Genomic DNA, 23,350 nt, shown 5'->3' with positions numbered 1-23,350 from the left:
TCAAATTACTTTTTATGAAGCGATTGATCATGGTGTAGGTCAAGATGAGCTGGTGACTAACGTATTGGTTGAAAGCATTCAAAGTGATGCTGACGGTACACAAGAGACGGTTGTGGCACCGTTAACGATTACTATTTATGACTCTGATCCGGTGATTAGAGATGACACATACTCAGTCTTAGAAGATCAAACAATTACGGGCAATCTACTTGAAAATGATATTGATCTTGATGGAACACTTTATGTGAAATTTGTAGAGGCTGGCGGGGAGCAGAAGTCAATTCTAGAGGGGGGATCCGTAAGTTTTAGTTTAGAAAAAGGCGAATTAACCGTATTTTCTGATGGCTCTTGGCAGTTTGATGCAGGTCGAAACCTAGATCATTCGGTCGAGCAAAGTGTTTCTTTCAGCTATTTAGCTGCAGATGACTCCCAAGACTATGGCTTGGCTAACGCGACCATTGACATTACTGATGGACAAGCAGGTTACGTAGGCAATGCGACTATAGACGTAACAGAAGTCCCTTTGGATGGCCCGATATTGAACTTTGAAGGAACTGTCAATATTGTCGCGGGATCTGACAATCCGGATCCGAGTAGTTTGTATTTCGGTGGGTCATCTATTACTAAGTTAGAAGCATTAGGGCTTACAAGCTCAGTCTCTGATAATGAGCTTAGCTACACGTTAAGTTCCAGTGGAAAGCAAATTACAGCATTTGCGAATGGTGTCACTGTATTTACGTTAACATTGAGTGGCGTTGAGTCGGGTAACGATGTATTAGCTTCAATTTCACTTACTCTTGAGCACCCTATCGATCAATTCAATAGCAGTGATACGGTAACCTTCCCGTTGACCATTGGTGGCGTAGATTTAGATGCCACACCGCTTGTAGAGAATGAAATTGATTATGTTCTAAAGGATGGCACAGACCCAACTTTAAATAATTTGAATGGGGTAGAAGTAAAAGAATTTGATCTCGCAAATGGAAGTGTGTTGAGCTCAGGGAATTTTCAAGTTGAGGTTGGCAGTGATTACCTCGAATCTTTGTCGTTCATCGTCTCTGAACAACCCTTGTTGACGAGTGGTGAACAAGTTGTGCTTTATCAAGTCTCTGCGGATGGCAAAACACTTGATGGTTATATTCTTGACGAAGATGGGCAAACTCAGATTCCCATCTTTCAAGCTACCCTCAATGCTTCATTACCTATTGATGCAAATAGCGACATTACCTACTCCTTTGAGCTTTTTCAGGCTCTCGACCAACAAGAAAATACTGATCCAAACGTACCTCTCGTTGTTACTGCAATGGACTCAGACCAAGATAACACGTCGGTCGTTTTAGACATTAATGTGATAGATAACGACAATGGACAAGCGCTAATCAATAGTGGCAATGTCGAGTTGACTGAAACACCTGTCGATACAAACATTGCTTCTGATGGGGTTTCAGCCATAGCGAATACGGATGTGATAGTTACGTCATCATTCGATCCGATTGTGTATCTGGGTGTTGACATAAATGATGGAGATACTGTCAAAACTACACTTGGTGATGCAGTTACTTACAACGGAGAGGCTGTCACTTGGTACGATAACAATGATGGAAGCTTTGACGCAATTTCAGACAATGGAGACGTTATATTTAGGGTCACGTTACCTAGTGACTTCTCTTTGCCATCAAATGATACGTCTACGGTTAATGTAACTGTAGAGCTTTATCACTCGCTTGACCATGTTTTAGGTGATGGGACGCAATTGTCGATCTCTATGCCCATCGTGGCGAGAGATTCTGATGGAAGCGAGATCTCTACGGAGTCCAACATACTGGTCTATGATGGCTTGTTTCCGGAACTAGTAATTACAGAGGGAATCACAGTCAATGAAAGCGGGCTGAATGATGATTCGCTTGATTCTGGCATCGAGGGCTCGTCACCATCCATTACGCTAGTACAAGGTTCAGACTCTATCGCCAGTGTGAGCGTGAATATCGATATGTTCAATGCGCTCGGCTATAAAACAAGTAGTGGCAGCCTGGTTGCGCTTGATTCACCGGACTCGAATGGTTGGTTATATGCAAGAGATGAAAGCGAGCAAGACGTCTTTAGAATTAGATTTAATACCGATGGGACTGTCGAGTTTGATCTATACCGTGCACTTGAACACGATGAACCTGACGGTGTTCCAGCGGACGAGAACACATTAGAACTCAGTTTTTCAATTTATGCCGTTGATAAGGATGGCGACCAGTCTGAAGCTGAGACATATACCGTTAGTGTAGTAGATGATATCCCTGAAGACACAAGCTCACCAATAGAAATTGAACTTACCGAGGGGGATGAGTTTTCGGGAAACTGGTTTAGCAATAATGCCGACTTAATCAGTTCAGATGGCACGTTGATTTCAAGTTTGACCTATGCAGGTGAAACACACGATACGGCGAGTTCGGTATTTAGCAATGATGCTTGGACCATCGATTTAATCAATAGTAGTGATGGTAACTTAAAATATGGAACGCTGACTATTGCTCAAGATGGGACATTTACGCTAACTACCGAGCTTATTGTTAATACGCCTGTAGGTGGTTTGCTTGATGATCTAACGATAACTGTGACGGATGCAGACGGTGACCAAGCAAGCAGTGAAGCTCAATTAATTCTTGATGATGCCAGGGGCTTTATTCGAACCGTTAATGTAGATACGTTAGAAGATAATGGCGCGAATAACAGTGGAGACCCCACGCCAGTCGCGTTACCGATTAGAGTTTCTCCTGGGGATACGGAGAATAATGAGCGTGTTGAAGCGATAAGGATCTCTGTTGAATCTCTACAAGGAGGGGCTCTGTTTTTAGACGGAGTGCGCCTTGAAGATGATGATAATGACGGATTTATTAGTCTTTCTGGTACAGAGCTAATGGGGGTGGGTATATTCACCGTTCCAAATGGTGATCTCACTTATCAACCAGCGCTAAACCTGTCGGGCAACACTATCAAAGTTTCGTTAGCAGTGTCTGCATTAATCGTATCTGATGTCGAACCAGATGGTTTTGTATTACAAGGCAATAACACGTTAAATGTTAACGTTTTACCGGTTGCAGATTTGCCAGAGTGGTCTAGTGATTCGGACTTTTCTTATCAAAGTGTTGAAGATTCCGCTGAATCACTTTCGCTCAATATTGTCGCTGAAAAGTTTGACCAAGACGGTTCTGAAACGCTCCACTACCAAATTTCGAATATTCCAGATGGGCTTATATTAACACTTAACGGAAGTGCTATTGAGGAAGGGAAAGCGTATAGCCAATCCGAGTTAGATCAAATTGAAATCACATCTAACGAAAACTTAGCCGGAAGATTTACTTTTGATGTAACGGCAGTAACGACTGAATCGGGTAGTGTGTTTGCCGATGAGCAAGATAAAACAGCGGAGATCACTGAGCAAGTTGTTATCGATATATCTCCAGATGCCGATGTGCCTACGCTGACCGTTAAAAACATTCAGGGGCTTGAAGACCAAGCGATTGACTTAAAAGAGTACATCCTAGGGCGGCTCACTGACACAGATGGCTCGGAGTCTCTGTCTTATCGCATAGAAGTTCAAGATGGTTGGACATTGCCTGTCGGAGCTGGGATTACGCTTATCGGTATTAATACCTACCTAGTGACCTCCAATGCTCTAGCCAATTCAGAGGCGTTACTTCAACCAAAATCGGACATCAGCTCATTTACTGAATCTCTATCCCTTCAAGTAACCGCCATTTCAACAGAGTCGACTATTGATGGCTTAGCACCTCTTAATGAAACCGCCGAGAGCCAATTTGCAACCATTGACATTAAGCTAAAAGGCGTGGTCGATGAACCAATCGTCCTAGATGGTGGACAGGGGAATTGGCAATATGATCAAGCGACTAAAGTAATTAGTAATCTCTCTACGTTAGACGAAGATAACCTGATACAACTGGATTTTATCATCCAGACATCAGACGACGATCTATCAGAAGAAATTAATATCTTGCTTCAGAACATCCCTTTGGGAACACAACTGACAGATGTAAATGGTGACCCTATTGCTCTTCCAATTGCATACGTGGACCCAATAACGGGGCCAGTTTATCAGGTCTCGAACGCTGTTCTTGAAAACACTTACCTCAAAACAGAGCAAGATTTTAGTGGAACACTGAGCATGGATGTTATCGTCGTTTCAACAGAGCCGGATGGTGATTCTGCTGAAACCCCTCTTAAAGTGGAAATGGAAATCTCACCTATTGTTGATCAAACTGACGGTCAAGAATTACAAAGCAATGGTATTGAGGACAATTTCATCACACTAAATCTTGAGCCTGTCGTTAATCAAGATATAGATTCTAGTGAGTCCTTGACAGGATACACCATTGTATCCATTCCAGATGGCTTAACGCTTTACTTTGATGGTAATGCAGTAGAGGAAAGTAACTTACCGTTAGAACTCAATGAACTACTTGATGGTAGCTCGGCAACATTATCTGAGTTGTTAAACAGTGGACGAATCACTGTAAAAGCTAATGAAGACCTAAGTGGGACATTTAGCCTGGAAGTTCAGTACGAAGTGACAGACACGCCTCCTACGCTGGAGGCTGATGTAAAGGCAATCAATGGCTCTTTGAGCGTCGTGGTTTCTGGAAAAGTGGATATTGGTAATGAAGATATTGACAAAACACGTTTAGAAGGCGCGACTGAAGTATTCACAAGTACGGATGGGTCTGCTGTTGACGTGAGTGGAGGCATTACATTTACAGAAGCGGATATTGATGGTTCAGAGTATCTCGATTACATCGTTTTACAGATACCGCAGGGTCAAGACCTCATTGTTACTCATCCGAATGGTGCTTCTCAAGATGCCGATGGGAACTGGCTGATTCCAATGGAAGGAATCACAAGTGATAGCGTGTTGGAAACCGCTCAAGATTTGCTTGCTGGCGCATCGATTTATAGCCCATCTAACACAGAGATACTTGATGTGAATGTGTTAGCGTATGTTCGAGATGGAACGGATGCCCAATACATCACAGGCCAGTTCCAAATTCAAATTACTGGCCATGAAGGAGATGGAGACCAGTGTGCTGATCCTGGTGAACCAGGAAGCGTTCAAAGTGGGGATATTGTAGGTAAAGAAGGTGAAGATGTCTCAATTGGGGCGTTTTTAACCCCTGATGTGGCGAGTAGTGATGGTAACTTAGTTTCCTTCTTTGTCGCCGCAGATTCTTTACCTGAAGGAGTCGAGCTTACTGGCGAAGGTGTGATACCTGCTTATGATAATGCAGGCAATCTGTTGGGCTATTCAATTTCTAGCGCTGGATTGTCTTCCTTGACGCTTACTGGCGTGGATGAGGACTTTGCTGGTTGCATTACTTTCAATTTAGAAGTGACAGAAACGGCCCCATGCGATGGTGACTCGAAAACAACCTCTCAGACCATTACGGTACAAATCTCTCCTGTTGTCGATGATATCGCGATAGCACCAAGCGAAGTTACGGTTCAAGAAGATACTATAACCAACCTGAATCTTGCTCTTGTATTGGGCGATAGTGAAGGGCCAATGCAGTCCATTACTGGAGAAGGTGACGCAGCGACTGGCCTTGAAAGTGTCAATTGGGTTTCTTTATCTGTGTCTGACGAGAATGCGCGGTTTACTGCCGTGGACCCGAGCCTACTCATTGACAACGGTGATGGAACATGGGTAGTGACAGATGTTACGCGTCTAAACGAAATTCAGTTAATCCCACCTGAAAACTACAGTGGAGAGCTTGTTATTTCCGTTGACGCAAACATTACTGATGAAGTCACGGGAAGTTGTTTAAGTACTGACAGTGCGAAAGATACTCAAACTAAATCAACAGAAGTTACCGTTACCATTGCCCCAGTGGTTGATAAAGCGGTTCTGGAAACAGAAGACGTAGTTGGTGATGAAGATAATTATATTTATTTAGGAAACTTATCTGCATCATTAATCGATCAAGATGGTTCTGAGTCGATGTCTTTGGTCATGACAGGAGTGCCAGACGGAGCTGTGTTGGTTTGGGACAATAATGGGACGTTCGAATTACTCCCTGATAACGGTTCAACGGATGGTGAGAGCAAGGAGTGGCAGCTAACTCAAGCACAACTTGATAAGGTTTACTTTCTACCGCCACTAGATTTTAGTGGGGATATTTCACTAACACTGCAAGCTATTACCCAAGAGTCTGGATCAAACGACTATAACTATACCACTTCTCAGTTCAACGTCGGCGTAAAACCGATTGGCGACGATGTATCGTTGAATACAACCTCTAACACGTTCACTGGAGATGAAGGTGATTCCGTTTCGATTGACTTTTTAGCGAGCGGTTTTGAAACAAATAGCAACGAATATATAGAAGTGTCGATGTTGATCAAAGCAAGCTCTGAACCCTCTGCATTGGAAGGCTTAGGTAGGATTCGTATTGGAACTCAATTCTCATCCTTTACCTTCGATGACGCGGGCAATGCCGTGGCGACGGTATTAGTGCGAGCAAATGAAGTGTCAGGTTTGGAGTTCGTTCCGAAGGATGCATTTGGAACGATGGATGTTGCTCTCAATGTTAGAACGTTTGATCAAGCGATAGTGTCAGAGACACTCGAAACCGATTTTGGAGATGTGCAAAGCACCGATCTAACCATTGTTGTTACCCCTGAAGCTGATGAGCCAACACTAACGGCCGATTATCAATCTATTGTGTCTGAAGCGTCTGGGAGTATTCCTTTAGGGTTGAGCATGAATTTAGTCAACCCTGCACCCGAAGAGTTTGGAAGTGTGGAGATTCGCGGATTACCAACAGATCTAGAGTTGAGTCATGGTGAAAGATTGAACGGCTTTTATACTGTTGATCAAGAGGATGTCGCTGATCTTTCCATCGTTGGCGGGTTTAGCGGTGCAAGTGATTTTACGTTGTCGATAAAACCGATTGCAACACTGGGTGCTACAGTCGCAGAAGGTGCTGCTCAGACAGTCAATGTTGCCTTAGTGGAAGAAGGGGGCCAAACATTACTTGCGACAGATGCTAATGATTTGCTTATTGGAGGAAGTGGCAGCGATGTATTCCAGTTTGACAGTTCAGGGCTCGGTAACGAGTTAAAGCCCTCGTACGATGTGATCAACGACTTCCAAATATCCGTTATTGGTGATGATAATGACACAATTGACATCGCCTCGATAATCACCGCTACCTCGATAACAGAAGTCGATAATAAGCTCGATTTAACAGAGAATGATGATGGCGTAACGCTTCACATAAAACCAGAAGAGACGGGGACAAAACAACAGATTCTTATGCAGGGCGTCACTCTCGATCAGCTTTACAAAGGTGACTCGACTGGCGTAGCCGAAGAAAATGTCTTACAGAAGATGATTGATGACAACAACTTGCTAGTAGGTGGTATGTCATGAAGCATCACTCATCCTCATCAAGTGAGCTGACTAACGATCCTTGGGGGCAATCGTTAACTTGGTTGATGCGTTATTTTGAGGTTAGACACCATACAAAAAAGGTGCTTTCTGGATTACCTCTTGTTGAGGGTAGATTGGATAGTGGCTTATTCATCAGAGCCGCTGAGCGAGCCGATCTTGAACTCACATTAATCGATTTAAAATCCACCGCAATGTTGAGCTTTCCATTGGTGGTAATCAATAGGAAGACGTTACAACCCGCTATTATATCTGAGCGACATAACAGCGATTATCAAGTCACGTTATTTAGTGAAGATCAAGGTGAAACGCAATACGTCACGAGCGAGGAACTGCATAATCAATTCCAGCCTCAAGCATGGCAAGTTTCTATGCGTCCAGAGCTGGACAAACGGATAAGTTCTATTCAAGCGGATTATAATGAACATTGGCTTTTCGCCGTAGTGAAAGAAATGTCTCCGTGGTATCGAGATCTTTTGATTGCCTCTTTCCTTATCAATACGCTAGCGCTAGTTATTCCGCTTTTCACTATGAACGTTTACGATCGTGTAGTGCCTAATCAAGCTTTCAGTACATTATGGGTTTTGGTCGCTGGTGTCTCCGTCATCATTATTTTTGATTGGCTATTGCGTAAAGCAAGGGGAGTTGTCACTGATACCGCGGGTAAGTACATCGATAACAAGCTTTCTTCGATACTTTTTTCTAAAGTTATGGGGATGAAACTTGAACACCGTCCTGCATCAGTCGGTGCATTCGCTCGACAACTACAAGATTTTGATAGTGTTCGCGATTTTTTTACTTCTGCATCTCTTGTGACCTTAGTTGATCTCCCATTTACGTTGTTATTTTTAGTCTTAATAGGTTGGCTAGGTGGGGCAATGATGTTCATACCTATTGCCGTCATGTTTACCCTGCTGATCCTTGGCTTTGCGGTAAAAGCAAAAATAGAACAATCACATACGGAAAGTGCTGCACTATCCATGAAGCGACAAGCTCACTTGTTTGATTCATTGTCCTCTTTAAAAGAGATTAAGCAAAATAACGCTACGGGAGAAGCACAAAAGCGTTGGGAGCAAACGGTATCCATGCTTTCTGATTGGCAAAATCAATCGCGAAACTATTCGAATATCGTTGCTTACTCCATTCAATCTAGCCAGCAGATAATTACCGTAATGTTACTTGTAACAGGCGTGTACAGAATTTCTGAGGGATTGCTCAGCATGGGGGAGCTCATTGCTATTGTCATGCTTAGCGGTCGTGCTGCAGGGGCGATTAACCAGTTAGCTATGCTGTTACTTCGCTATCAACAGACAAAAACAGCGGTTGAAGGCTTAAATTCTATCATGTCTTTACCTCAGGAGGTGCAACGCAGTCAGGTCATTACGTCTGCCGAATTTACAGGGAATATACGTTTAGAAAACGTGAGCTTCCAATACCCAGATGTTGATATGCCATGTTTGAGAGATATTAATCTTACTATCAAGCAAGGCGAACGCGTTGGCGTTATTGGTAGTGCAGGAGCAGGAAAGTCTACACTCCTTTCTATTATTACCAATCAACTCAGTACCTTACAGGGTAGCGTTTATTTTGATGACATTGACAGTCAGCTTTGGCCCGCCGAATTGATAAGAGAGAAAACGGGTTGGGTTGGCCAAGATTCGCATCTTATATACGGCAGCATTATGGAAAACATAGTATTAGGACATCATGTTATTGATCAAGAACGATTACGCCGTGCGATAGAATTATCGGGTTTGAACCAGTACATGAGCCGCCTTCCTCATGGCCTAGAAACGCAAGTCGGAGAAGGAGGGCGTTATTTGTCGGGGGGGCAAAGGCAAGCTGTAGCGATTTCAAGAGCTTTTTATCGAAACCCAGCAGCATTAATTTTAGACGAGCCAACCAGTTCCTTAGACCAGCCTGCTGAGAATGCGTTGTTTAATGCTCTCAAATCGTTGCCGCACTCGACGACGATGATTATTAGCTCTCATAAACATTCCTTATTATCGCTTTGTGATCGAATTGTTGTGCTTGATAAAGGCACAATTTTGAGGGAAGGAGCGCCCCAAGAAATTTTTGCTAAACAACAGTCTAACGCGAAAACGAACAGAGTACGCGCAGTATCAATTGTACGCGAAGGAGGTCAATGATGAGCACAGTTCGTTGGAGTAATGCTCATTTAGCAAACCGTTCGAGAACGTTGATTTGGTTGTCTGCCGCGTTAGTGCTGAGTGTGATTATTTGGGCCTCGTGGGCGAGGTTAGACGAAGTGGTTGTCGGCGAAGGAAAAGTTGTTCCTACTTTGTCTGTTCAGACGATTCAGAGCTTAGAGGGAGGCATTCTAAAGGAGTTACTTGTCATGCCTGGTGAAAGCGTCACTAAGGGGCAAACCATCGCTATTCTGGATGATACAAGGTTTAAGTCGACCTATTCGGAGACCTCTGAACAAGTTGAATCTTTGCTCGCCAGAAAGCAGAGGCTTCAAATTGAATTAGAAACGGTAAAAGTGAATAGCCTCCAACTGGATTGGAAACAACAAGTGAGTATCGAGCCTCAGACATTTGATATTTCGATGACCGGCCACTCTGCCTATCTGAATGCCAAAGCAAACTATCTTGAGCGGTTGAGCCAACTGGAGTCTGAGCTGGAGGAGGCTAAATTGCGAATTGAGCAACAATCGCAAGCTTATCTAGATACCTTGAATACCATTCAAACACTAAAAAGCAGTCTGGTTATTGTCTCGAAAGAGCGAGATATGCTGAGAGAGGTGGTTTCTAGTGGCGCGGTAGCTGAAGTGGAATTATTAAAACTGAATAGAGACGTTATAAAGCTCAAAGGAGACATCGCGAGTTCACAAGCTGCTGCCCAAAAACAAAGGGCTGTGTATTCTGAATCCATCGCAGATTATCGTGGTACTGCGCTTGCTTTTAGGGCAGAGGCACAAGGGCAGCTCAATGAAGTTGTGACGCAACTAGCGCAGCTCAATGAAAGTCGTCAGGCGATTGCGGATCAGTTGAATCGAACGCAGTTACTTTCTCCGGTCGATGGAACCATCAAAGATGTTTTTGTCAGAACCATCGGAGGTGTGGTTAAGCCGGGTGAGCCTATTTTAGAAATAGTCCCTCGTAATAGCACGTTAATCGTTGAAGCGAGAATTTCTCCTCAGAATATCGCCTTCATAAGGCCTGGCCTGCCGGCAACGGTAAAGTTGTCTGCCTATGACTTTGTCATTTACGGAGGTCTAGAAGGAGAAGTGACCTACGTAAGCGCCGATGCACTTCAAAATGAAGAGGGCAATGCCTACTACCGTGCCAACGTTACTTTCAAGGTTGATGATAAGTTTACGATCATCCCGGGAATGCAGGTTGTGGTAGACATTCTTACAGGAGAAAAAACAGTACTGAATTATTGGTTAAAACCTATATTACGTGCGAAAGAGAATTCGCTCAGAGAAAGATAGACATAAGGATATAAGATGCGGCTTAAATCAACGTTATTGGTCTTGTTTGCAGTATCATCGTCGCCAAACGCTTTGACTTTAGAAGAGTCAGTTACGTTATCTCTCGATAGCTCCCCCAGTTTGCTTGCTCGCTATTCTCGCTATGAGTCGATGGTACGAGACCGAAATGCCATAAATGGTTCATTTCTTCCTCAGGTTAATTTGTATGCTGCAGCAGGGTACGAAGGTACTCGATATAACAACGGAAACTACATCGACAGTGAAGATAGAACATTAGAAAGAACGGAGATGGGCGTAAGAATCTCCCAACTGTTATTTGATGGATTTAAAACAAGTGCTGATGTTGATCGCCTATCTTACGAGGCTGAAGCTGAACGCTTGGGCTTATTGGCATCTGCGGAAAATGTTGCATTAGATACTGTCAGAGCGTATGTGGATGTTTTACATGCCCGAGAGTTGATGAAACTGACAGAAAGAAACCTAAATGAACACCAAGAGATCTACCGTTTCATTCTAGATAAAAAAGAAAAAGGTTTAACCAGCAACTCCGACTTAGCGCAGGTTTCTTCGCGTGTCGCGACAACACAGTCCTCATTGATTGCCGCCCAAAACAATCTTTCCGATGCTAGAACAAGATTTGTACGTTTGGTTGGTCGAGCGCCGCAAAACTTAGTTGAACCTGTTTACCCGCAGGAGTTGCTTCCGAATAAGCTGGACGAAGCACTCAAACAAGCGGTTAGGTTGCACCCATCCATACAGTCGGCGATGAAAGATTTAGAGGCGGCTCGACATGAAGTAAAAAGAGAAAAGGGGGATTACTACCCAGAGCTCAAGCTTGAGCTGTCAGCCAACAAAACAGACAACGTGGATAATATTGAAGGCATTAACGAAGATGCAAAGGTTATGCTGACGGTCAACTACGATCTTTTTAACGGCTTTTCTACAGACTCCCGAGTGGAGTCATCCGCCTGGAGAGTTGAGGAGGCAAGGGCTATTCGAGCAAATGCAGAACTAGATGCGAATGAAGGTGTAAGGCTGGCATGGGACGCACATACATTGCTTCAACAGCAAATGGAGTATTTAAAAGTCAACGTTGATGCGGCGAAAGTAACTGAATTAGGGTACATCCAGCAGTTCAATGTAGGGCGACGCAGTTTGTTAGATGTATTAGATGCCAAAGTTGAAACGTTTGTTGCGAGACGGAACTATACCCGAACAAAGTACGATCATTTGGTTGCCACTTACCGTTTATTCAACTCGATGGGGATTCTGACTTATGCGTTGCGAGTTGAGTATCCAGAGAACTGGAAGGAGAACAATAATGGATAAATTCGCAGTGACGAGTCTTCTAGTTTTCATGTTAGCAGGCTGTGCTGAATCACCGGATACGATGTTGACCACTTACCAGTACAACGACCTTAAAGACAATGATAGTGATGGCGTGATAAACCAACGAGATAACTGCGCAGATACGCCCAAAGGTGTGGTTGTTGACAGTGAGGGCTGTGCGAATTGGGTCAACGACTCGCAGACACACCTGATCAGTTTTTTCTTTGCGATGGATGAGCATCAGGTAACGTCATCTCATGATATGCCGCTAAGCGAGTTGAAAGCATTGCTTCAGAGTAACCCAAATGCGCAAGTCATACTGATAGGAGACACAAGCCCTGAAGCGTCACTCGAATACAACAAAGCGTTGGCAAAGAAAAGAACGGCAGCTATACGAAAATTGCTAGTGAGAAACGGCATTCAAGATAATCGAATTGAAGAGCAAGAGTTTTATCAGAATACGGCATTGACGGTACAACTAAAAAAACGGGAAAGGCGCACAATTGCTGTTGTAAACACGAAAGCTGAAAGTACTGAACAAGCGTGGACTATATTTAGTTCGGACAGCGAGTTGACACCTAATTCGAAGTTGGAGTTGAATTATGAAAATTAAAGTCTTGCCTTTCTTTGCTCTAGCTTCATGTTTGATTTCACCGCTGGCATTTGCTGACTCTGAGGCTCGAACATCGATTTTTGTCGAACCAGAGATACTAGAAACGATAGAAACATTGATAGATGAGCCAAGTGTAAATGTAGCGCTTGCATCTCAGTCTGGTGGTTTTAACGACATGCTAAATGACGGAGCCTCTATTGCGATCACATCTAAGAAATGGTCAGATGAAAACATCTCCCGATTTCAACGAGAAAGAGGCCACAGGCCTACACGTTTGTTTTTAATGGCAAACGCTATTGTCGTAATCAATAGTCAAAAGAGTACGGTAGATAGTGTTTCCGTTAGTGAATTGAAACGCTGTGATGCAAATACGTATGCTTTCGGGGAGATGCGTTTAAGTAACCCAGATGTGAGCTCTAATGGTTGTCAATCATCGATTCAAACGCTTGATGAAGACCGATTGAAACGGGCTTTAAGCGACGACTTTTCAGCCAAAGCTTATATGCGATACTCCGATTTTAAATACTCAGAACAGTGGTCGAGCTACAAGGCTCTCTCTGTTCATCATAACGATGACTCATGCTCTTTGAGCACAGATTGCATCTATTCTCTTCGCTATCCATTTTCCGTGGTCTATTACGTTTATATAAATAAACAATTCGACACTAATCAGAAGATCAAAAAATCAAAGCTATTTGAACTCCTTACAACCGACCACAATACACAACAGGTACGAAATGCTGGGTTTATTCCACTACCAAAAGCGCTTATTAAAAGAAATAGAGTGAAGTTAGGGCTAGATGAGCCAGTTGTTTTAAACGGGTATAAATAAACTTCATACGCCTAACTATGTGGGCTTGAGTGAACGTACCGTCCTAGGAAGTTTTGCCTTGCTGCTCATTTATCTTTGGTCAATTGAGTTGGTTGTAAGTGGTTTTGTTGGTAATTTTTCTATTATTGTGGCAAGTTTACTTAAAACCACTTAAGTGAATTTAAGTCATGACACAAGAAGAAAGACTCGTAGCACTCAGAGCGAAGCTGGAGCAGCAAAACAAAGTAACGTTGTCTGAAGTTTGTGAGTACTTTGGTATCTCGCGAGATTCAGCTCGTCGAGACTTAGTTAAGTTGAGTCAGCAACCTGGGTTACAAAGAATACGAGGTGGTGTCATGCTTGCGCCGATCTCTTCCCATACCGAGGCATACGCGAGTCGACCCGTGAGTGACGTTAAACATCGACTAGCTCAAGCTGCCGCAGCGTTGTTGGATGAGCGCGACCATCTTGTTATTGATACCAGCACCATTTTGTCTCTGCTCCCACTCTATGCAGGAAAAGCACATTGTGGAGAAAACAAGCTCAACGTCGTCACTAACAGCATTGATGTACTGACCGCTGCTGAAACAAACGACACAATGGACGTTTATTTCTTAGGCGGACACTTTGACCCTTATGCCAGAGCAGTTTTAGGGGCGCAAGCAGAGCAGCAAATGCAGCAGTATCACGTGAACAAAGCGTTCATTGGCGTGTGTGCATTGACATCCCGAGGGCTGACAACAAATAGTTTGTTAGAAGCTACAATGAAACAAGCGATGATTGCTCAAGCTCAGCAGGTCATCGTCGTTTGTGAATCCCGAAAAATTGGTAGCGACAATTTCCACCACGTATGTGATTTGTCAAAGATCGACATCATTATTACCGATCATCCCCCTCAATCAGATTTTCAACAACTCCTCGATCACAATGATATTGAATGTATTGTTGTGTCACCGAAATAAGGAATCTTAGAATGGCTTACGATCCCGTAAAAACCGCTGTGATTGGTTACGGATATTCAGCAAAAACGTTTCATTTACCCTTCATTAAAGCGCTACCAAATTTAACGCTGAGCGCGATAAGCTCTCGTCAACAGGAGGCGGTTCAAAATGATTGGCCAGATGCCAAGTGGTTTTCTGATGCGAATACTTTACTCGATGATAGTGATGCAGAGCTCGTAATCATTACTGCGCCAAATGACGTACATTACGAACTTGCAAAGCGTGCGTTGAACAATGGGAAACACGTCATCGTCGAGAAACCGTTTGTTACTCGTATAGAAGACGGTAATGAACTTATCGCCTTGGCGGAAGAGAAAGGTCTAGTGCTGAGCGTTTTTCACAATAGACGTTGGGATGGAGATTTTCTCACGGTTAAATCTCTTATCGAACAAGGTAAGTTAGGTGATATAAAGCTGTTTGAGTCACACTTTGACCGTTACCGCCCTGAAGTTCGTCAACGATGGCGAGAGCTAGCTCAAGATGGTGGTGGTATTCTATTCGACCTTGCTCCTCATCTTCTCGATCAAGCATTGGTGTTGTTTGGCTTGCCAGATGCGATAGACGCACAATGTCGAATGATGCGTCCGGGCGCGACGACGATTGATTATTACAACTTGATACTTCATTACCCTGAGCATATTGTGCACTTGCATTCAAACTTGTATAGCCCAGAGCCGAATCTCCGATACAAAGTATTGGGTACGGAAGCTAAATATGAAAAGTTCGGATTAGATCCTCAAGAGGGCTACTTAAAAGAAGGCCGTTTGCCGGAAAACGATGCTTGGTCGGAAGAAGATGAGGCGTTATACGGCGTCCGTTACGACGAAGATGGTGCGCAAACTATCAAAACGGAGAGAGGCGCGTACCAAGCTTACTTTGTTGGTGTGGCAGACGCCATTCGTTTGGGCACTGATAACCCGGTCCCTGCCGCTCAAGCAGTACAGAATATCGCTCTGATTGAGATGGCATTGGAAAGCAGTAAAACGGGTAAAACGATTCAGGTGAAACCATGAGTTTGACGCTTGAACTCGTGGCCCGGCAAGAGCATGAACTTCAGTTGGCGGAATTTAATCATCATATTGCGTGGTCTATCGGCCTCGCTCTAAAAGAAGAGGCTGAAGCTCGCGGCGCGGCTGTTGCTATTGAGGTTTACGGCTTTGGACAAACGCTATTTCAATACGCGATGGCAGGAACCTGTGCTGATCATTTAGATTGGGTCCGTAGGAAGCGAAACTCAGTATTAAGGTATGGCCACAGCTCTTACTATCTTTCTCTGTACAACAAGCAAAAGCAACGTGATTTCGAAAATCAGCCTCATCTCGATGCTCGTGAGTACTGTGCTCATGGTGGCGCGTTCCCAATTCGGCTTTCTGGGTCTGGTTTGGTTGGGGTTGTGACGGTATCGGGTTTACCGCAGTTAGATGATCATCAGCTAGTTGTGGATATATTAAAAACGATGACAGAGACAAAACCCTCTTAAACGCCAAATATGAAAGTAGCACGGTTCTTTATCGTGCTACTGAATTCTCTTTTTAGCTCATAAAGTGTTCTTTAATGTGAGCAAATATTAACATTGATCCCAACTTACTACCTGAAAATCAAATCAATTTCATATAACCTATACGCTCATTCATATAGAAAGCCTTCAAAGTTGGCCATTGGCAATGTCTTTTAGAAGAAAAGAAAAACTCAATCTTAGAAATCTTATTGTCACCCTATGTGTGTTCAGTGTGCTTGTCACTTTGATCAACGCATTCTACTCGATTTATCGTGTTCAAAGGGATCTCATCATCAATAACACGTTAGAATCAAACCGTGTTTACGCCCAAAAAATGTCTGAAATGACAGACTCTTTCATAGAAAGCTCAATGTCGCAGCTAAAATACAGTGCGAACGTGCTAAAAGACAAGATGCATGACGCTCAGCTTCTTGATAAAGAGGCTGAGAGATTAAGAACGCAAACCAAATCATTTAACTCTGTGGTTGTCGTTAATGCAAAAGGGGTTATTATTTCTGTATCCCCTGAAACACTTCAGGTGAAAGGTGTAAGGTTAGTGGGTGAAAGAAAACGCCAGTCTTTAAACGCTCAAGCACCGGTTGTTACTGAACCATTTATATCGCCCGCTGGAAATTACTTGTTAACCATCTCATACCCTATATTTTCTCAATCTAATGAATATTTAGGTTATATCGGCGGCACTATTTATCTAGAAAAAGAAAATATTCTTGCAGAGTTACTCAGCCAGCACGCATACAAAGATGGTTCTTTCCTTTACGTTGTCGATGAGAGTAACACTCTGATTTATCACCCAGATCAGTCGAGAGTTGGTGAAGTAATCGACGATAATGAGGCAATCAAAGCGGTGACGATGGGGCAGAGCGGTAACAAAGAAATTGTTAACTCTCGCGGCGTCGAAATGCTTGCTGGTTATGCACCAGTAAAGTCATCAGGATGGGGAATTGTTGCTCAGCGCCCGAAATCGATGACGTTATCTGTGCTAGATGAACAGATGTGGAATGTTTTCCTTAAGTCGATTCCAATTGGTTTATTAACTTTGTTGCTAATTTGGTTCTTGTCCCTTCTTATTTCTAGACCACTTTGGCAGTTAGCGGGTGCTGTGCGAGGTGTCGAAGAACATTCATCATCTATCGATGACCTCAAACTGGTTAAGTCTTGGTATTTTGAGGTCTCACATTTGAAGCTTAGTTTTCTTAAAGCATTTGGTATCGTGTCAAAAACCATTGATAAGCTGCAACTGGATACATTAACAGATTCGATGACTGGATTATTGAATCGACGTGGATTAGATAAAGTTCTTGGTTTGTTTAAGCAGGAAAATACCGCGTTCTCTGTTTTGGCGCTAGATATTGACCACTTTAAGAGCGTAAACGATAACTATGGCCATGACGTGGGTGACAACTTACTTAGAGAGTTTGCGCAGTTAATGAAAGACCAAGCTCGCTCTAATGATCACCTGTGTCGTTCTGGCGGTGAAGAGTTTATGATGTTTTTGGAAAAAACAGACGTAAACCACGCTATGGATGTTGCAGAGCGTATTAGACACAACGTGGAACAACATGACTTTCAGGTGGTTGGTAAGGTCACGGTTTCGTTGGGCGTTTCTCACTGGAAAGGCAATGACACACCAATTGAAGCGGTAATGAAAGACGCCGATAATGCACTGTATAAAGCGAAACATAATGGAAGAAATAGAACGGAGTTGGGTGACGACGCACAATAGATATTGCGCTTTATGCTGAACATAAAACGAGCCAGTGACTAATCTTTGCTGTTAATCGCTGGCGTAACCGCTACCAATTGCGCGAAACGGCAAGTTCAGCTCTAATTCTGGAATTTGTTTACCCACCCAAGCCGGAAATGTATTGCTATTTGGCCCTGGAAACAGCGTATATTCTTCAGCCCAAGGGTATTGGTTAATAACACTTTGTATTTTAGGGATAAGCTGGCGGGCCTTTTCACCTTGTATGGAGAGGATCTTTTCTGGTTTTGCACCATACCAATATCGATCTGGCGTCCCAGTTTGGTACTGATATAGAGCGGGTTGTCCGCGATTCACTCTCCAGCCGACTACTTCATACACTGTATATTCGTTCGCATTTTCAGGCTTTATTGCAAACCATGTATGAACAGCAAACCAGCCTCGCCAACCAAACGCATCTGCGGCGTAAAACTCAATCACAGCATGCTTAACATTAGAAGGGTCGGGTGCGATACCCGCAGGTTCTCTGCTAGCAGTACGCCAATCTACTTGAGTGCATCCACCCAGCATAACCGCGATTGACATGAACCCAATTTTTACAAGGTGAGTAAAGTTGAGAAGGTCTTTCATTTATTGCTCCTAGACCAACCGATGCTGGTAACGCTCTACTGATTTTAGCTATAAAAACGTGGCAAGCCTGATTGTTGAAATCCTATCCTTATTAAAAGAGAGAGGGAAGTTAGTGCCATAATTCCAGTTCATACGTAATAATAAGGTAAGCCGATTTGTAACATGTGGCATAGACGATGCCGTATTTCTCGAACGATTCGTCTAGTTGCGTATGAAAAAGTAAGAGGTTGTATGTATTCCTTACACGGCTACATGAATTAAAAGCATTAAAAAACAGAGGTTTACAGTGGATTTTGACTGATTGAGTGAGTTTGGGACCCTCACATTGTCTCACATTTGCTTGTTTTGGACGGAATTTTCATCGCTCATCTTTTTGCGCGTTTAGAGTCAGCGTTCAGCTATGGCACAATAGGCGCTCACAGAACAAGTGCTGTTTGGTCATGCAAATAGCAGAAAAATAACTAGAAATAGAATAATTAATGTTTAAATCAAAAAGTATACTCGCATTAAGCATGTTCGCATTTGGCTGTTTTGCCAATCAAGATAGCGAACCAACGTCCGTTGTGCTGAGCTATGGTGACTCCTCCATCAGTACTGATATTCAAGCCAATCGAAAATTTCATGTTGTCCGAGACAATGAAAGTGAGCACGTAGAATTTTCCGGCGGAATCATAAAGGAGTATTCCGATTATATTGTGAATGTTCATATCATAAGAAAAAGCAAAATACGCAGATCAAGCCGAGAGCTGAATACAACCGTACTGATGAACAGTGATCAGATTGGGAAGCCTTTAGTGATTGGCATTGAAAATGATGAGTTCACTAGTATCACTTTGCGTTAATGCTTAGTATTTATTGAATAAGAATGAGGAAATTGATGCTCTCAATACGCTGCTATCGCACCGAGGATGCCCCAACACTGTGGGCACTCTTTTACCATACTGTGCGAATCATTAATCGTCGCGATTACACGGAATCACAAGTTTCCGCTTGGGCACCATCAGATTTTGACCTCGATGTGTGGCAACGCAAAATGGACGATATTCAACCCTATGTCGCGGAGATAGAAGGGCAGGTCGTTGGCTATTGTGATTTGCAAGGTGACGGCTTGATTGATCATTTCTTTTGCCATCATGAATACCAAGGACAAGGTGTTGGTCGTGATTTGATGTCTTTTCTTTTTTCACAGGCGAAAGTACAGGGGATAAAACGACTGTATTCTGAAGTGAGTATTACCGCCCGACCTTTTTACGAGAAAATGGGTTTCACAGTTAAGTCTCGACAACGTGTTGAGGTTAGGGGAGAAACCTTAACTAACTTTATGATGGAAAAGTATATTTAACTTAAATAGTGAGCATTTAGTGAGCTTGAACACAGATATAAAATGTTTTCCAATGTGAAAGCGAGTTCATTGATCTCGCACCAATGTTTTGTTTGAAAACAGTGTACATAATCTTCTCTGGAACGCCATTACCGCATTTCGTCTCTGAAGGCTTAAAAACAGTCTGAAAGTTTTGGTTTTGCGGCGGGTAATAGCGTTCCAAACGCCAAATGTGTCTGGCTAACCATCTCAGGAAGAGAAGTAGTACTATGCGCCCTTATCTCAAATACGTTGTTCCAACATTGATACCATTGCTTGTTTGGTTAATGCCTCTCTCTGCGTTCCCATTTGATGGCATTACTATCATCCAGCAAAGAGTGATTGCAATCTTCTTGCTTGCCGCACTTTGCTGGGTATTCGAGCCAATTCCAATCTACGCCACGTCGGTTGTGATCATTGTCCTAGAGCTATTGCTTGTATCAAATAAAGGTATTGTGCTCTTTCGTTTGCAAGAAGGGCAGCCACATTTTGGTGAGCTATTACAATACAACGAGATAATGGCGACCTTCGCTAGTCCGATTATCATGCTCTTCCTCGGCGGTTTCTTTTTGGCTATGGCGGCGACAAAGTACAGGTTAGATGTCAACTTAGCCCGAGTGTTACTCAAACCATTTGGACAAAAACCAAAGTTCGTTATGCTGGGGTTGATGCTGATCACCGCTGTTTTTTCCATGTTTATGTCAAACACCGCAACAACAGCGATGATGTTGTCCATTTTAACCCCTGTGATAGCGGTTTTCGGGCCTAAAGACCCAGGTCGAATTGCATTCGCTTTGTGTATTCCTGTTGCGGCCAACATTGGTGGCATTGGTACTCCAATCGGCACGCCACCGAATGCCATCGCCCTAAAATATTTGGTTGGTGACAACTTAATTACGTTTGGTGAATGGATGGTATTTGGTGTGCCATTCGTTATCGTGATGATGGCGTTAGCCTGGTTTCTGATTGGCTTTTTGTATAAAGCCGAACAAACCACCATCGATCTGAACATTAAAAGCAAGTTTTTGAAAACACCCAAAGCAATAATGGTTTACGTCACCTTTGCCGGCACGATTATTCTTTGGTTGATGGGTTCTGCACATGGAATGAATTCTTACACAGTAGCATTAATTCCGGTCGCAGTGTTCTCATTGACGGGCATCATCAACAAAGAAGACTTGAAGAAAATCTCTTGGGATGTGCTTTGGTTGGTGTCAGGCGGTATTGCTCTGGGTCTTGCTCTAGATAAAACCGGGCTTGCGAAGCTGGTGGTACACAGCATTCCGTTTGATCAGTTCTCGCCATATGTTGTCTTGTTTGGTGCGGCTTTCTTGTGCTTGTTAATGGCAAACTTTATGTCGCATACAGCCACCGCAAACTTGCTGATGCCGATTATGGCTGCGCTGGGTACTTCTATGGCTTCGCTAACGCCTCTCGGCGGTGAAGTTACTCTAATCTTGGTCGTGACATTTGCCGCTTCACTCGGTATGTCGTTACCAATCAGTACGCCACCAAACGCGTTAGCTCATGCAACAGGGCATGTCGAGAGCGGCCAAATGGCTCGTATCGGTGCCGTGCTAGGCGTGATTGGCGTATTACTCAGTTTTGTGATGGTGTGGATTTTACATACTGTTGGGCATATTGGATAACCCATGTACGAAACGAAGTTAGACGCGTTAGTACAACGCTACTTTAATCACCTTGAACGCCGATTAACGGTTTTATCCGGGTCGGTGCTTATTGAGCAAGCAGGCTACAACGATCGCTTGTACTATGTGCTTTCGGGAGAGCTGGCGGGCTATTACGCGGAAGATGACAAGAAACCGATCCAGGTATTTTCTGCGTCTCAAGGTGCGTTTATTGGCGTACACAGTTTCTTTTCTGGTACGTGGACTGCCTCTTCGACAGTGATTGCTCAAACCGATGTTGAATTGGCTTGGATACAGCGCGATACGCCCGCCGTGGAAGAGGCGACATACGGACCATTGACGACACAATTTATGCCTGTGATGGTTAACGAATTATCTCGTCGTCAACGGCGCGCAATGCAAGAGGCATTGGCTAAAGAAAAAGCACTACAAAAGCTTCATACCGCAGAGCAAATGACAACGTTGGGGCAGCTTGCAGCGGGTATTGCTCATGAGTTGAACAATGCGATAGGCGTTGTAAGCAGTAAATCAGAACGGCTAGAGACAGTTATCATGGAACTGCTTGAAGAAGTTCATCCGGAAGCGAGTCAATTTTTTGATTTTGGTTTAATGCAAGGGCAGAAAGTCTCTTCTAGCGAAGCGAGAAAGCGGGGGCGCCACTTCGAAAAATACTACGGTTTAACCAAGGAGGTTGCTCGTGATCTTGCACGTGCCGTTCCAAATAATTTCCTTTCGGAACATTGGCTAAAAAGACCAGAAGAAGCGATACGTTTCTGGCAAATGGGACGAGATCTCCATGACTTACGCATTGCCTCTAAACATACCGTTGGCATTGTACGATCCGTAAAACAATTGGGGCGCACGGATATCGACTTGGATGAAGCGATTAACATCAATGATTCAATCAATCGCGCCTTGGCTCTATTGCAAAGTGACTTAAGACGAGTGAGTGTTCGTTTTAGCCCTGCGGATTTACCTGCTTTTATTGGTTCTCAAACCGAACTCGTCCAAGTTTGGGTAAATATATTAAAGAATGCGTGCGATGCACTTGGTGAAACGGAGAAACCCGGTATCGAAATACATACTCGGGAGAGTAAGGGTAAAATTTTGGTCACGATTGCTAACAACGGACCAGAAATTGATGAAGCGACACGTAGAAAAATTTTCCGGCCAAACTTCACTACTAAAAAGGGGGGCTTGTCGTTTGGTTTAGGGTTAGGTCTGTCGATTGTAAAGCGCATTATCGCCGGATATAACGGCTCTATTGTGGTAAAGAGCGACAGTGAAAAAACGATTTTTAGAATCAAGTTACCAGTAGAGGGTGAACATGGAGAAGCTTAATGTGATTTGCGTTGATGACCAACGAGAGGTACTAAGCGCGGTTCTACAAGATTTAGAGCCGTTAAATCAGTGGTTGAATGTCGAAGACTGCGAATCAGCAGGTGAGGCTCTAGAACTGATGGATGAATTTGATGCAGAAGGCGAGATGATCGCATTGATTATTTCCGATCATGTGATGCCAGGTAAAACGGGAGTAGAACTGCTGACCGATGTATCAAAGGACGGTCGTTTTGGCTTTACGAGGAAAGTGCTTCTTACCGGGCAAGCGACGCACACCGATACGATTAATGCGATCAACTCCGCAGGCATTGACCGCTACTTTGAAAAACCATGGCAAGCAAGCCAATTAATAGAGTGCGTTAGAAACCTGGTGACCCAATATATCTTTGATGTGGGCTTAGATTACACTCAGTATCACGAGCATTTAGATCAGAGTGTGGTGTTTGAACGTCTACGTTAATCGGGGGACATTAAGCTTGTTT

General features: G+C 43.6%; 16 protein-coding genes. 15 read left to right on the top strand and 1 reads right to left on the bottom strand.

Going from position 1 to position 23,350, the window contains the following annotated elements:
- Window positions 1-52: 52 nt before the first annotated feature.
- From R7F67_RS12895 to R7F67_RS12850, 10 genes are all read left to right on the top strand, one after another.
- A complete protein-coding gene (locus R7F67_RS12895) occupies window positions 53-7,435 on the top strand; it encodes an Ig-like domain-containing protein (protein ID WP_318057205.1) in 7,383 nt (2,460 codons plus the stop codon).
- Window positions 7,432-9,603, top strand: coding sequence for a type I secretion system permease/ATPase (locus tag R7F67_RS12890; protein WP_318057204.1), 2,172 nt, complete (start codon window positions 7,432-7,434; stop codon window positions 9,601-9,603). The genes R7F67_RS12895 and R7F67_RS12890 overlap by 4 nt, the downstream gene beginning before the upstream one ends.
- The gene (locus R7F67_RS12885) at window positions 9,600-10,913 is read left to right on the top strand and encodes an HlyD family type I secretion periplasmic adaptor subunit (protein ID WP_047102180.1); all 1,314 of its coding nucleotides are present in this window, start codon (window positions 9,600-9,602) and stop codon (window positions 10,911-10,913) included. Before R7F67_RS12890 ends, R7F67_RS12885 begins: the two co-directional genes overlap by 4 nt.
- Before the next feature lie 15 nt (window positions 10,914-10,928).
- Window positions 10,929-12,242: a TolC family outer membrane protein gene (locus R7F67_RS12880; RefSeq protein WP_130544900.1), complete on the top strand. Its 1,314-nt coding sequence runs from the start codon at window positions 10,929-10,931 to the stop codon at window positions 12,240-12,242.
- Window positions 12,235-12,855 carry an OmpA family protein gene (locus tag R7F67_RS12875; protein WP_225496830.1) on the top strand — a complete coding sequence of 207 codons (621 nt, stop codon included), beginning with the start codon at window positions 12,235-12,237 and terminating at the stop codon, window positions 12,853-12,855. Before R7F67_RS12880 ends, R7F67_RS12875 begins: the two co-directional genes overlap by 8 nt.
- Window positions 12,845-13,687 (top strand): phosphate ABC transporter substrate-binding protein, encoded by an 843-nt coding sequence (locus R7F67_RS12870; protein WP_225496831.1) that lies wholly within the window; start codon window positions 12,845-12,847, stop codon window positions 13,685-13,687. The genes R7F67_RS12875 and R7F67_RS12870 overlap by 11 nt, the downstream gene beginning before the upstream one ends.
- 167 nt (window positions 13,688-13,854) lie before the next feature.
- Window positions 13,855-14,628, top strand: a complete 774-nt coding sequence (locus R7F67_RS12865; protein ID WP_025766712.1) for a DeoR/GlpR family DNA-binding transcription regulator — start codon at window positions 13,855-13,857, stop codon at window positions 14,626-14,628.
- Between the two features lie 11 nt (window positions 14,629-14,639).
- Window positions 14,640-15,680, top strand: a complete 1,041-nt coding sequence (locus R7F67_RS12860; RefSeq protein WP_005377752.1) for an oxidoreductase — start codon at window positions 14,640-14,642, stop codon at window positions 15,678-15,680.
- A complete protein-coding gene (locus R7F67_RS12855; protein ID WP_005389124.1) occupies window positions 15,677-16,147 on the top strand; it encodes a heme-degrading domain-containing protein in 471 nt (156 codons plus the stop codon). Before R7F67_RS12860 ends, R7F67_RS12855 begins: the two co-directional genes overlap by 4 nt.
- A gap of 184 nt (window positions 16,148-16,331) precedes the next feature.
- Window positions 16,332-17,909 carry a sensor domain-containing diguanylate cyclase gene (locus R7F67_RS12850; RefSeq protein WP_005389121.1) on the top strand — a complete coding sequence of 526 codons (1,578 nt, stop codon included), beginning with the start codon at window positions 16,332-16,334 and terminating at the stop codon, window positions 17,907-17,909.
- Between the two features lie 51 nt (window positions 17,910-17,960).
- On the opposite strand, the gene R7F67_RS12845 is transcribed toward R7F67_RS12850, so the two are convergent.
- Window positions 17,961-18,518: a DUF3750 domain-containing protein gene (locus R7F67_RS12845; protein WP_054865586.1), complete on the bottom strand. Its 558-nt coding sequence runs from the start codon at window positions 18,516-18,518 to the stop codon at window positions 17,961-17,963.
- Window positions 18,519-18,997: 479 nt separating this feature from the next.
- On the opposite strand from R7F67_RS12845, the gene R7F67_RS12840 reads away from it, so the two are divergent.
- The 5 genes from R7F67_RS12840 to R7F67_RS12820 all read left to right on the top strand — a co-directional run bounded on the left by R7F67_RS12840 (window position 18,998) and on the right by R7F67_RS12820 (window position 23,328).
- Window positions 18,998-19,360: a hypothetical protein gene (locus R7F67_RS12840; protein ID WP_054865587.1), complete on the top strand. Its 363-nt coding sequence runs from the start codon at window positions 18,998-19,000 to the stop codon at window positions 19,358-19,360.
- A 35-nt stretch (window positions 19,361-19,395) separates the two neighbouring features.
- On the top strand, window positions 19,396-19,860 hold the full coding sequence (locus R7F67_RS12835; protein ID WP_017820619.1) for a GNAT family N-acetyltransferase: 465 nt from the start codon (window positions 19,396-19,398) through the stop codon (window positions 19,858-19,860).
- 248 nt (window positions 19,861-20,108) lie between these two features.
- Complete coding sequence (locus R7F67_RS12830; RefSeq protein WP_054576918.1) at window positions 20,109-21,527, top strand: SLC13 family permease; 1,419 nt, start codon at window positions 20,109-20,111, stop codon at window positions 21,525-21,527.
- Between the two features lie 3 nt (window positions 21,528-21,530).
- Window positions 21,531-22,868: an ATP-binding protein gene (locus R7F67_RS12825; protein WP_005389108.1), complete on the top strand. Its 1,338-nt coding sequence runs from the start codon at window positions 21,531-21,533 to the stop codon at window positions 22,866-22,868.
- Window positions 22,855-23,328, top strand: a complete 474-nt coding sequence (locus tag R7F67_RS12820; protein ID WP_005377744.1) for a response regulator — start codon at window positions 22,855-22,857, stop codon at window positions 23,326-23,328. Before R7F67_RS12825 ends, R7F67_RS12820 begins: the two co-directional genes overlap by 14 nt.
- The last annotated feature ends 22 nt before the right edge of the window (window positions 23,329-23,350 follow it).

It is taken from the genome of Vibrio sp. YT-17, from assembly GCF_033337375.1.
GTDB classification, from domain to species: Bacteria; Pseudomonadota; Gammaproteobacteria; order Enterobacterales; family Vibrionaceae; genus Vibrio; species Vibrio alginolyticus.
This window is presented reverse-complemented; position numbering and strand designations above follow the sequence as displayed.

What these genes read in the sequence shown, in the direction of transcription:
- R7F67_RS12850 (WP_005389121.1), top strand. Translation starts at nt 16,332, where the DNA reads ATGTCTTTTAGAAGAAAAGAAAAACTCAATCTTAGAAATCTTATTGTC.
- R7F67_RS12840 (WP_054865587.1), top strand. Translation starts at nt 18,998, where the DNA reads ATGTTTAAATCAAAAAGTATACTCGCATTAAGCATGTTCGCATTTGGC.
- R7F67_RS12825 (WP_005389108.1), top strand. Translation starts at nt 21,531, where the DNA reads ATGTACGAAACGAAGTTAGACGCGTTAGTACAACGCTACTTTAATCAC.
- R7F67_RS12830 (WP_054576918.1), top strand. Translation starts at nt 20,109, where the DNA reads ATGCGCCCTTATCTCAAATACGTTGTTCCAACATTGATACCATTGCTT.
- R7F67_RS12890 (WP_318057204.1), top strand. Translation starts at nt 7,432, where the DNA reads ATGAAGCATCACTCATCCTCATCAAGTGAGCTGACTAACGATCCTTGG.
- R7F67_RS12865 (WP_025766712.1), top strand. Translation starts at nt 13,855, where the DNA reads ATGACACAAGAAGAAAGACTCGTAGCACTCAGAGCGAAGCTGGAGCAG.
- R7F67_RS12860 (WP_005377752.1), top strand. Translation starts at nt 14,640, where the DNA reads ATGGCTTACGATCCCGTAAAAACCGCTGTGATTGGTTACGGATATTCA.
- R7F67_RS12870 (WP_225496831.1), top strand. Translation starts at nt 12,845, where the DNA reads ATGAAAATTAAAGTCTTGCCTTTCTTTGCTCTAGCTTCATGTTTGATT.
- R7F67_RS12880 (WP_130544900.1), top strand. Translation starts at nt 10,929, where the DNA reads ATGCGGCTTAAATCAACGTTATTGGTCTTGTTTGCAGTATCATCGTCG.
- R7F67_RS12855 (WP_005389124.1), top strand. Translation starts at nt 15,677, where the DNA reads ATGAGTTTGACGCTTGAACTCGTGGCCCGGCAAGAGCATGAACTTCAG.
- R7F67_RS12875 (WP_225496830.1), top strand. Translation starts at nt 12,235, where the DNA reads ATGGATAAATTCGCAGTGACGAGTCTTCTAGTTTTCATGTTAGCAGGC.
- R7F67_RS12885 (WP_047102180.1), top strand. Translation starts at nt 9,600, where the DNA reads ATGATGAGCACAGTTCGTTGGAGTAATGCTCATTTAGCAAACCGTTCG.
- R7F67_RS12835 (WP_017820619.1), top strand. Translation starts at nt 19,396, where the DNA reads ATGCTCTCAATACGCTGCTATCGCACCGAGGATGCCCCAACACTGTGG.
- R7F67_RS12845 (WP_054865586.1), bottom strand. Translation starts at nt 18,518, where the DNA reads ATGAAAGACCTTCTCAACTTTACTCACCTTGTAAAAATTGGGTTCATG.
- R7F67_RS12820 (WP_005377744.1), top strand. Translation starts at nt 22,855, where the DNA reads ATGGAGAAGCTTAATGTGATTTGCGTTGATGACCAACGAGAGGTACTA.